Source organism: Caminibacter sp. (assembly GCF_053999135.1).
In genome coordinates this window covers 1-9203 of the sequence record NZ_JBMXVQ010000116.1, presented here as the reverse complement: position 1 = coordinate 9203, position 9203 = coordinate 1, and the positions used below count along the sequence as shown (strand labels likewise).

13 protein-coding genes are annotated in these 9203 nt (G+C 31.9%); 5 read left to right on the top strand and 8 right to left on the bottom strand.

The window, feature by feature from the left end; translation table 11 throughout:
• The 3 genes from ACXJH6_RS08635 to ACXJH6_RS08625 all read right to left on the bottom strand — a co-directional run.
• Nucleotides 1-712 (bottom strand): hypothetical protein (locus tag ACXJH6_RS08635; RefSeq protein WP_456471355.1); only part of this gene is annotated, 712 nt, incomplete at its 3' end.
• Nucleotides 713-818: 106 nt separating this feature from the next.
• Nucleotides 819-1751, bottom strand: a complete 933-nt coding sequence (locus ACXJH6_RS08630; RefSeq protein WP_456471354.1) for a GNAT family N-acetyltransferase — start codon at nt 1749-1751, stop codon at nt 819-821.
• Complete coding sequence (locus tag ACXJH6_RS08625) at nt 1748-2911, bottom strand: amidohydrolase (protein ID WP_456471353.1); 1164 nt, start codon at nt 2909-2911, stop codon at nt 1748-1750. Before ACXJH6_RS08625 ends, ACXJH6_RS08630 begins: the two co-directional genes overlap by 4 nt.
• 22 nt (nt 2912-2933) lie before the next feature.
• Here ACXJH6_RS08625 and ACXJH6_RS08620 point away from each other — a divergent pair, with 22 nt between their 5' ends.
• The 3 genes from ACXJH6_RS08620 to ACXJH6_RS08610 are packed head-to-tail and all read left to right on the top strand — an operon-like array spanning nt 2934 to nt 4733.
• Nucleotides 2934-3407: a class I SAM-dependent methyltransferase gene (locus tag ACXJH6_RS08620; protein WP_456471352.1), complete on the top strand. Its 474-nt coding sequence runs from the start codon at nt 2934-2936 to the stop codon at nt 3405-3407.
• Nucleotides 3408-3429: 22 nt separating this feature from the next.
• Nucleotides 3430-4527: a succinyl-diaminopimelate desuccinylase gene (gene dapE, locus ACXJH6_RS08615; protein ID WP_456471351.1), complete on the top strand. Its 1098-nt coding sequence runs from the start codon at nt 3430-3432 to the stop codon at nt 4525-4527.
• Entirely contained in the window at nt 4524-4733 is a 210-nt protein-coding gene (locus ACXJH6_RS08610; RefSeq protein ID WP_456471350.1) for a succinyl-diaminopimelate desuccinylase, read from the top strand. Before dapE ends, ACXJH6_RS08610 begins: the two co-directional genes overlap by 4 nt.
• On the opposite strand, the gene ACXJH6_RS08605 is transcribed toward ACXJH6_RS08610, so the two are convergent.
• Nucleotides 4730-5464, bottom strand: a complete 735-nt coding sequence (locus ACXJH6_RS08605; protein WP_456471349.1) for an efflux RND transporter periplasmic adaptor subunit — start codon at nt 5462-5464, stop codon at nt 4730-4732. The genes ACXJH6_RS08610 and ACXJH6_RS08605 overlap by 4 nt on opposite strands.
• Nucleotides 5465-6226 (bottom strand): ABC transporter ATP-binding protein, encoded by a 762-nt coding sequence (locus tag ACXJH6_RS08600; RefSeq protein WP_456471348.1) that lies wholly within the window; start codon nt 6224-6226, stop codon nt 5465-5467.
• An 84-nt stretch (nt 6227-6310) separates the two neighbouring features.
• Between ACXJH6_RS08600 and ACXJH6_RS08595 the strand changes: the two genes are divergently transcribed.
• Nucleotides 6311-7012: a flagellin gene (locus ACXJH6_RS08595; protein WP_456471347.1), complete on the top strand. Its 702-nt coding sequence runs from the start codon at nt 6311-6313 to the stop codon at nt 7010-7012.
• Nucleotides 7013-7015: 3 nt separating this feature from the next.
• Nucleotides 7016-7645: a hypothetical protein gene (locus tag ACXJH6_RS08590; protein WP_456471346.1), complete on the top strand. Its 630-nt coding sequence runs from the start codon at nt 7016-7018 to the stop codon at nt 7643-7645.
• On the opposite strand, the gene ACXJH6_RS08585 is transcribed toward ACXJH6_RS08590, so the two are convergent.
• The 3 genes from ACXJH6_RS08585 to ACXJH6_RS08575 all read right to left on the bottom strand — a co-directional run.
• Nucleotides 7642-8379, bottom strand: a complete 738-nt coding sequence (locus ACXJH6_RS08585) for a sulfite exporter TauE/SafE family protein (protein WP_456471345.1) — start codon at nt 8377-8379, stop codon at nt 7642-7644. The two genes, ACXJH6_RS08590 and ACXJH6_RS08585, sit on opposite strands and share 4 nt — an antisense overlap.
• A 40-nt stretch (nt 8380-8419) precedes the next feature.
• Complete coding sequence (locus ACXJH6_RS08580; protein ID WP_456471344.1) at nt 8420-8776, bottom strand: rhodanese-like domain-containing protein; 357 nt, start codon at nt 8774-8776, stop codon at nt 8420-8422.
• Nucleotides 8773-9203: efflux RND transporter permease subunit (locus ACXJH6_RS08575; protein WP_456471343.1), on the bottom strand; the 431-nt coding region annotated here is incomplete at its 5' end. The genes ACXJH6_RS08575 and ACXJH6_RS08580, both read right to left, overlap by 4 nt.

The following is a 9203-nucleotide window of genomic DNA, read 5'->3' as shown; positions in this document are numbered from 1 at the left end:
AGTTTATATCGCCGTTTATACTTGAATCTCTAAAAAATTTTACAACTTTTGGAGATTTAGAAGCGTTATACCAGATAAGTTTGTCAAAATAGTAAAGTTTTGTATTTAAGATCCTCTTAAGCTCTTTTAAAATTTCTTCTTTAAGCTTATCAAACATAGGAAAAAACTTTTTCTCTTCCTCTTTTTCAAGATGTTTTAATTGAACTTTAGCATTTTCAAGTTCTTCTTTATATTTACCTATATAATAAATAGCATCGACGTTTTGCTTTTTCAAAGCTTTATATTTAGCAAGTTCTTCTTTATCTTTAGGAACAGTAGGGTATTTTTTAAGTTCATTTTCCGAACTTTTTAAAATACTTTCATATTTGCTTATTTTTTGATTCAAATCCTTAATAGTTGCTTGTAAATTCTTATATTGGGGAAGATTTGGCAGATATTTATTATAAAACATAGCCGAAGCGTTAAGTTTTTCCAGCTTTTTATAATATTCAAGCAAAGATTCTATATCCCTATACATTTTTACAGGTAATCCGCTTATTACTCCATAATCTATTTCATATAAAAAATTCGCTGCACTTTGCAAAAACTTGAATAAATCTATATAATTAATTTTAGGTTCTTTTAGCCCATATTCTTTTATATATTTATCATGATGTTTAATTATTCTATACGCTTCATCAAAATAGGACTCTAAAAACTGTTTGGCGTCCACTTATAACCTTTTTAATAAAATTTTAACAAAAAGAAACCCTTTTTTTGTCTTTAAAAACAAATTTACTTAAAAATTTACAATAATCACTGTAACACACATTAAGCCTCTACTCTACATTATGTGTATTTTCATATTGAAGTCTCAAATAATCAAATCCGTTGTATCTATAAAATAAAACTCCACTGTAAAAGAATCTTTTTTTGTTTAAAAACTCAGTGATTTCTTCTATTTCTTGAGTATGCAAATTAATATCGGCATAAATCATTTCACCTCTTAATTTTGCTTTTGTAAATAAAATATTAAATCTATTATCAAAATTTTTAACTTTTCCGTTGATTATTATTCCTGAAATTTTAAGTAGCCTGTTTTCCCAAAATTCAAGCGTTTTTTTTATAGGCCTTATTGTGGCTTTTGAAATTGGAAGATTTGCTTTTTTATATCTGTCATAAATAATTTTTCTATATATTTTAGGAGTATACAGAGAGCGTTTTTGATGTTTAAAAATTTTATATCCTACAAGCGTACCCGAGCGTTTTTCGAATTTTATATCTTTTTGAGCAATCCAGGAAGCCACTTCTCCAAGCTGTAAAGCGGTTTCAACCATTCCATGCTTCAAATTCGCTTTTTGAGAAAAAGGATGAAACATAATAGCTTCTCCGTATATTGCATAAAGACCAAGACTCTCAGCTTTTTTTATTAAATAATCAAACATCTTATTCATAAGCCCTCTTCCCTTATAATCCGGATGAACCACTACAGCTCCTATTTCGCCGTTATAATTATCGTTTTTTGTAAGTAAAAACTGCCCTACAACCTTACCGTCAATTTCGGCAACCACAGGAAAATATTTATCGCTTTTTACCATTTTTTCCCACGTCTTTGGATTATAAAAACTTTTTTTATAATAAGTATCATCATAATTTGCCTTAAAAAGCTCAACTATATCTTCACCATCTCCTTTTTTTATATCTCTGATTATTGCTTCTATTTTATCTTTTACAATAAAAAAAGGAGATGAAATTCCGCTGTGTCCTTTCATTTTAGCTCCTTAATAATATTTGCGAATATCTTAGCGCCTATTATCAAACTTTCTTCATCTATATCAAATCTCGGATGATGTTGAGGATAACAGGTACCTTTTATTTCGTTACAGCTCCCAAGCCTAAAAAACGCTCCCTTAACCACTTTCAGATAATTGGCAAAATCCTCCCCTCCCATAACAGGCTGTTTTAAATCCACCGGTGTTGCTAATTTTTTAGCGGCTTTTACCACTACATCTACCATTTTATCATCATTTATAAGCTCAGGATTTCCAAAACAGTAATGAAAATTATATCTAGCTCCCATGGCTCTGCAAATGCCGGCAGTTGCCTCTTCCATCATCTCTTTTATATTTTGTCTTACCGAATCGTTTAAAGTTCTGACTGTTCCGCTGAGCTTTACATGATCGCAGATAATATTCGGAGCTTTTCCTCCTTCAATGGTACCAAACGATATGACAGCAGGATGAAGAGGGTCTATTCTACGACTCACTATATGATTAATTGAATTTACCACAAGAGATGCCGTTAAAATTGCATCAACTCCTTCATGAGGTCTGGCTCCGTGCGCACTTTTTCCAAAAATTTCAATTTCGAACATATCCGCACTCGCCATCATTTCCCCGTATTTATAACCGATTTCTCCGGTTTTGAGATACGGATACAGATGAAGCCCAAATATCGCACTGACTCCCTCAAGTGCCCCGTCTCTAATCAAATCCTCGCTACCTCCATCCATCACCTCTTCTTTATGCTGGTAAATTCCTCTGATATTAAAGGGAAGTTTATCTTTATGTCTGTTACAAGCAATTAAAAAACCGGTTAAAATCGCCGTATGTCCGTCATGTCCGCAAGCGTGCATTATGCCATCTTTTCTCGACTTATAAGGGACATTATTTTCTTCTTTAATAGGCAAAGCGTCCATATCGGCCCTAAAAGCAACTGTAGGAAGTTTATCATCTACTTTTATATCCACTACCATACCTGCATGATTTTTGTAAGTTTTTATCTCATTTATCCCCTCTTTTTCCAATATACCTTTTATATAGTCTCTTGTAGGATATTCTTCTCCCGAGAGGTCCGGATACATATGAATATGACGTCTTATTTTTATAATTTTATCTTTTAATTTATCAATTTCGGATATAATTTTTTTCATAATTTCTCCTTTAAGGTCAAAAATGATAAAAGAAAAACTAAAATGGAATGAAAAATATAAAACTCTTACACCTAAACCTCCAAGCACTCTTTTAGATTTTATTCCGGAGACAAAAAATAAAAAAGCCCTTGATTTGGCCGGCGGTCTTGGTCGTAATGCTATAGCTCTTTTACAAAAAGGCTATGACGTCACTTTAATCGATATAAGCGACATTGCCATATCAAAAATAAACAATCCGAAAATAAAAAAAATTTGTCTTGACCTTGATAATTATATTATACCACAAAATGAGTATGATATTATTATAATGATTAAGTATTTTAATTTAGATTTACTAAAACAAATCCCAAAATCATTGAAAAACAACGGATATTTCATATTTGAAACTATAAATAAATACCCTATAGGTAAAACTGAATTTTTTGAGATATTTAAGGATTTCGAAATAATTTTTTTTAATGAAAATCCGTTTCAGTTTGTGGGTAAAAAACGGTAAAATTTCAATAAAAAGGCCGTAAATGGATGTTATAGAATTATTTAAAAAACTTTTAAGTTTTAAATCGATTACCCCAAACGACGACGGGGCAATGGAGTTTATAAAAAATTATCTAAACGATTTTGAAATAATAGAGAGTAAAAAAGAAGGCGTAAAAAATCTTTTTATTTATAAAAAATTCGGTGAAGGTGAACATTTATGCTTTGGTGGACATATAGACGTAGTACCACCTGGAGAGGGATGGAAAAGCGACCCATTTACCCCTACAGAAAAAGAGGGATTCATATACGCAAGAGGCGCTCAGGATATGAAAAGCGGCCTTGCGGCATTTTTGTGGGCTATGAAAAACACTAAAAATTTCAACGGGACTCTAAGCGCACTTATTACAAGCGACGAAGAAGGAGATGCCATTTGGGGCACAAGGTATATGCTTGAAATTTTAAAAGAAAAAAACATGATTCCTGATTACGCAATAGTCGCAGAACCCACCTGCGAAGAGAAATTCGGGGACGCTATGAAAATAGGAAGAAGAGGCTCTATTAACGGAGTACTTAAAAAAATAGGTCTTCAAGGACATGCGGCATATCCTGAAAAATCTATAAACCCTATCCATAAAGTAGCTCAGGTTTTACATAAAATAGCAGGAGTCAATTTAGACGAAGGAGATGAATTTTTTGCTCCTAGTAAATTTGTGGTAACGGACATAAGAGCCGGTATGGAAGTTACAAATGTAACTCCGGGTGAGCTTAAAATGATGTTTAATGTAAGAAACAACACTCATACAGATAAAGAAAAAATCAAAAATTTTATCCATAAATATTTTAAAGATATGAACTATACGCTCGAACTAACCCAAAGTGCCGAACCTTTCATAACCGACCCTAATACAAAAGTAGTAAAATTACTTGATAAGGCTATTCAAAAAGAGACAGGAATAACTCCTAAACACTCAACCGCAGGGGGAACAAGCGATGCCAGGTTTTTTGCTAAACACGGCGTAAAAGTAGTAGAATTCGGGGTAAAAAACGACACAATTCACGCTCCAAACGAAAGAACAACAAAAGATGAAGTCATAAAACTTTCAAAAATATTTAAAGACGTAATCGAGGAGTGGAAGTGAAGGTATATGAACTTAAAAAAGGAGATAAAATAATACATAAGGAAGAAATTTTAGAATTTGAAGAAATAAGAGGAGATAAAGCTATTTTTATAAATGAGCGGTTTGAAGAAAAAATTTTTCCAGATTTTTTAGATATAGAAGAAATCGGAGAATTTTATGAAACTGCTTCTTTTAAAGTTTCTTTTAATGCTCCTTCACTTTTTTAATTTTTAAACTCTACGTTTACTATCTCCCCTATTTTTAAACCTTTTCCTACAATTTCCACTTTATAACTAGTAATATACTTATCATCAGGCACTTTCCATATTTTTTTTATTTTAAAGTCTCTTTTTTTACCGTCTATATATATCTTTTTATTTTTTATTTTATCTATTTTTTCCAAAGGTACATATACGTTAAGTTTTACCAAAGAAATATCGTCAATCTCTACAACAGGAGTCCCAGGTGCCACATAATCACCTTTATTTACCAATACTTTATCTACATATCCATTTACTTTTATATTTTTTTTATTAATCGTGTCTTTTAATTTTTCTATTGAAGCGTTAATTCCGTTTAACTGATTTTTCAGATTAATAAGCTGATTTTTAGCAGCTATATAATCATAAAACTTAATATTTTTTTCTTCCACAGACTTGGTTTTTAAATTTTTATATCTTCTGTAAGTATCAAATTTTCTTTTAAGTATTTCTTTTTGATTTTCTATCTCCTCTTGCAAAAATTTCTTTTGGTTTAAAAGTTTATTAAGTTCTATTTTTTCCTGATTATCATCTATTTTTACTATAAGACCCTTATAATAACCTGCTTCTTTTTTCTTATCGCAAAACACTACGCTTCCAGCAATACTTGATTTTATAGTAAATGTATCATAAGGCTCTACTCTCGCACTAAAAGCAAATAAAAACACCCCTATTATCAATCCTAAAAATTTTTTCATTTATATCCCTTCCGCTAATTTTTCATAACTTTCACTATTTCCTTCTATAAAAGCCCTGACTATCGGGTTTTGAGAATTTTTAAACTCCTCCACCGTTCCAAACTCTATTATTTCTCCGTTATATAAAAAAGCAACAAAATCAGCACTCTTAAACGTTTCTTTAAGATCATGGGAAATAACTACGCTTGTCATATTATAATCACGGTTTAAGTGCATAATCATTCTGGTTATTTTATCGCTTATCACCGGGTCTAAACCGCTTGTAGGCTCATCATATAAAATATATTTCGGCTTTAAAATAATAGCCCTAGCCGTTGCGGCCCTTTTTCTCATACCTCCGCTTAACTCATGAGGAAAAAGATAAGCAACTCTACTTGCCTCAAGCCCTACCATCTCCAACGTTTCAAAAACCCTTCTTTTTATAGCATCTTCTTTTAAAGAAGTATGTTCCCTTAAGGGAAAAGCGACATTTTCATAAATATTCATACTGTCAAATAAAGCCCCCTCTTGAAAAGTAAACCCCACTTTTTTTCTTATTTCGTAAAGAGTCTGTAAATCGGCATCCGCAACATTTACGCCATCCACCCATATTTCTCCGGCCGTGGGCTTTAAAAGACCTACTATATGTTTTATAATAGTGGATTTACCCTGTCCCGACATTCCCATAATATAGGTAATTTTTCCATCAAAAATATCAAGATTAACATCTTTTAAAACAACTTTTTCGCCGAATACTTTTTTCAAATGTTTTATTTTTATCATAAAAAACCTTAAGTTTTTTTTAAGAATTTTATCAAAAATATGGTATAATATATATAGAAATATTTTACTCCTAAGGAGGGGAAAATGAAAATAAACAATAATATGGCAAATTATATCAACAATAACTTAAATAAAGTTAACGAAAATATTGAAAAAATTGCAAATCCGGCAAAAACCGAAAATATAGTAAATGCTTTTGTTGAAGATGTTTTTAATTCCGAAATAGACACTTCTTTTCAGCAAATAAATAATTTTAACGAAGCAATAGGATTTATGCAAATAGCTGACGGGGCTTTAAATAATATAAGCGATAATTTAAACAATATAAAAACTTTACAAACAGCAGCAAATAATGCCGCTTTAAACAGCGATAATTTATCAGCTATAAACGAACAGATTCAAAAATACGCTCAAAATATAAACGACACTTTAAACCAGACAACTTATAACGATAAAAGTGTATTCGGTCAGTTTAATTTTAACGGAACGGAAATAAATACATCAATGCCTTCTTTTTCAATAGAAAATATGGAAGATTTTGAAAAAGCTTTAAACAGCGCAAGAAGCAGTATAGGAGCGTTTCAAAACGAAGCGGTTTCAAAAATTGATAATTTATCAACTTACGTAATTAACTTATCAAAAGCAAAATCTCAAAACGAAGTTGACGTGGCTAAAGCAATCACCGGTATGAAAAACAGCGAAGTTACGTTAAATGCAGCTGTTTTAGCCCAGGTTCATAAAATGAATCTTTCTCATGAAAGTTTAATGAATCTGTTAAAAGGATAAAAAATGAATGTCTCTTTTTATCCTTTAAGCTTTTTACCCATAAATCCTTATCAAACCAAACCTGTAACGTTTAATCCGGAGTATGTAAATAATTTAATCGCTTTAAGAATTACGGATTATTTTTTACCTACTCAATTTGCCTCTAACCCTTTATTCGCTAAAGTAGACGAATTTCATCAAAAAATAGGCATATTACAAACAGCTACAAACGCAGTGGATAAAATACTTTCATATGTGGATATTTTAAAAAATATAAATGAACCGACAGAAGATATTTTAAAAGAAATTTCCAAAGAGATAAACTCAACCGTTAAAAATACAACATTTAACGATTTGCCGGTCTTCAATCAGACCCTTAAAATAGGAGATAAAGATTTTTCTTTATCAATTCCGGTATTTAATCCCGACGAAATGTCAATCGAAGAGTATGAAAAACTTCTTCTTGAAAAAAAAGAGTCTTTTATAGACGCTTTAAAAGAATTTTCTTTACAAACACCTTTTTCAAACACTAAAATAAATCCTGTCGATTTTGAGACATTTTCATCTATTCTTAAAAGCGGTTCTTTACTGCAGGCTTATAATACAAATTTAATTAATCCTTTAACTCTTGAACTTCTTTTAAGCTTAAATTAAGAGTTAATTAAACTCCATATCATCTTAAAAGCAATAATGTATAAAAGTATTCCGATTATTTTTTTGATATGGTGCTGTTCAAGTTTAAAGTGCATAAAATAGTTTCCTATATATCCCCCGGCTATTGCCCCAAGCGTAGCAACGCCTAAAATTACCCAGTCAATTTTTACAAAGCTCATATACGTCAAAAATGCCGCAAACGTTGAAAAAGGAATTACAAAACTAAGAGTAACAGCCAGTTTTTTAGCATCAAATCCCAAAAGAATCAATACCGGCATAAGTAAAGCACCCCCTCCAATTCCAAGAAGTCCGCTTATAAACCCTACAACGGCTCCTATTAATACCATAATCCATGGTTTTGTGAAATGGAATTTCTGCTCTTTTTTGCCAAAAAGAATCATACTTGCACTAAAAAATAAAAACAGGGCAAAAAGCCATTTTACTTCATGAACAGGTACATGTTTTGAATAAAGCGCCCCTATAGGTGAAAAAGCGGCAAGTGAAATTGCAAGCGGCAAGGCGAATTTAATGTCCAAAACTTTTCTTTTTATATTCATTATTGTCGCGGTTACGGTCGTGGTTGTATTAACAAAAAATCCTATTGCTTTTGCAAAGTTAAAACCCACCCCCACCCAGTGTAACACAAGAATTAACGCAACGGCGCTTCCAACGCCGCCAAGGGCGAAAAATGCACTTAAAACGGTTGAAACTATAAAAATTTCAAAATAAAACATTTTAATTTCCTTTTAGTGAAATAAGAAAAAAAGAAGAGAATTAATCTTCTAAGAATTTTTTAGCTTCCCCGCCTCTTAATTTTTTCATAAGTTCAAGCAGTCCTTCTTCAAGATATGTGGCGTTAAATCCTTTTTCTTTTAAAAATGCAGCTGCAAAAGGAGAGCGTGTGCTGCCAGGACATGCCGCTACAATCAGCTTGTCTTTTGGAAGTTTGTCAAGGTTTGCTTCAATTTCATTGGGTGCTAGTTCGATGGCGAATTTAACTCCCCAGACTTTTTTTTCAAACGGCATTCTTATATCAAGCAATACCGCTTTTCCTTCTTTATAAAGTTTAACAAATTCTTCAATGTTTGTTTTTAACTCTTTACTTCCTGCAGGTGTTGCATATTTAATCATTTTTGCTCCTTTATTTTTTTATTATCCGGGTCAGTTGAATAAGCAAGCATTGGGACATATATTAACGTCAAAAGCGTTCCAATCAACAAACCTCCCACTGCAACATTTGCAAGCGGTGATAATCTTTCAAGTCCCACCGCCTGTTCAAGAGCAATAGGAATCATTCCCGCAATTGTACCAAAAGCAGTCATCATAACGGGTCTGAATCTGACTTTAACACTCTCAATTGCGGATTCAAACGGAGATTTACCTTCTTTTTTATATTCTTTATAAAAGTCTATTAACAATACCGCATTTTTGATAATAATACCAAACAGTAACAATAATCCCACCATGCTAGGCATACACGAAGGCTTATGAGCTATTAACAAAGCCCAACTAGCTCCAATCATTGAAAGAGGTAAAACAAGTATCATAACAAGTGAAA

Bases quoted from the DNA above. Each gene is read 5' to 3' on its own strand.
- ACXJH6_RS08630 (WP_456471354.1), bottom strand. From the start codon at position 1,751: ATGAAAGGACACAGCGGAATTTCATCTCCTTTTTTTATTGTAAAAGAT.
- ACXJH6_RS08625 (WP_456471353.1), bottom strand. From the start codon at position 2,911: ATGAAAAAAATTATATCCGAAATTGATAAATTAAAAGATAAAATTATA.
- ACXJH6_RS08620 (WP_456471352.1), top strand. From the start codon at position 2,934: ATGATAAAAGAAAAACTAAAATGGAATGAAAAATATAAAACTCTTACA.
- dapE (WP_456471351.1), top strand. From the start codon at position 3,430: ATGGATGTTATAGAATTATTTAAAAAACTTTTAAGTTTTAAATCGATT.
- ACXJH6_RS08605 (WP_456471349.1), bottom strand. From the start codon at position 5,464: ATGAAAAAATTTTTAGGATTGATAATAGGGGTGTTTTTATTTGCTTTT.
- ACXJH6_RS08600 (WP_456471348.1), bottom strand. From the start codon at position 6,226: ATGATAAAAATAAAACATTTGAAAAAAGTATTCGGCGAAAAAGTTGTT.
- ACXJH6_RS08595 (WP_456471347.1), top strand. From the start codon at position 6,311: ATGAAAATAAACAATAATATGGCAAATTATATCAACAATAACTTAAAT.
- ACXJH6_RS08590 (WP_456471346.1), top strand. From the start codon at position 7,016: ATGAATGTCTCTTTTTATCCTTTAAGCTTTTTACCCATAAATCCTTAT.
- ACXJH6_RS08585 (WP_456471345.1), bottom strand. From the start codon at position 8,379: ATGTTTTATTTTGAAATTTTTATAGTTTCAACCGTTTTAAGTGCATTT.
- ACXJH6_RS08580 (WP_456471344.1), bottom strand. From the start codon at position 8,776: ATGATTAAATATGCAACACCTGCAGGAAGTAAAGAGTTAAAAACAAAC.